Genomic DNA, 504 nt, shown 5'->3' with positions numbered 1-504 from the left:
AGAGGGCCAGCTGCTGCGCTTCAAGGCCGGGCGGTACGCGCACGCCAGACAGTTCAAGCGCATGCGCCGCGTGATCAAGCGCCAGAGCACGGTGGTGGGCCGCCTGGTGCGTGAGATCGAGCGCAAGGCCAATGGGTTGAGCACAGCGGTGCGCCAAGCCTTGGACGGTGTGCTGGGCAAGGCGCAGCGCATTGCCGATCAATCGCGCAGCCGCAAGAACACCAGCGGATCATCCAAGCTCTACGCTTGGCACGCTCCCGAAGTGGAGTGCATTGCCAAGGGCAAGAGCAGGACGCCCTACGAGTTCGGGGTGAAGGTGGGCATTGCCGCGACCTTGAAGCACAACCTGATCGTGGGGGCCAGGGCGTTCACCGGCAACCCATACGACGGCCACACGCTGAGCACCCAGCTGGAGCAGGCAGCCATCCTGATGCAAGACACGGGGGTGAAGCCCGCCACGGCGTATGTGGACCTGGGTTACCGGGGCGTGGATGCGGACAACCC

Annotated in this window: 1 pseudogene; it reads left to right on the top strand. The window is 65.3% G+C overall.

Annotated features, from left to right (window positions below):
• Positions 1-504 (top strand): annotated as a pseudogene (locus M3149_RS22705) (IS5/IS1182 family transposase); the annotation flags it as partial.

The organism is Hydrogenophaga intermedia, from assembly GCF_023715105.1.
In the GTDB taxonomy this organism is placed as follows: Bacteria; Pseudomonadota; Gammaproteobacteria; order Burkholderiales; family Burkholderiaceae_C; genus Hydrogenophaga; species Hydrogenophaga intermedia_A.
The sequence above is the reverse complement of the archived record's forward strand: the minus strand, read 5'-3'. Positions and strand labels throughout refer to the sequence as shown.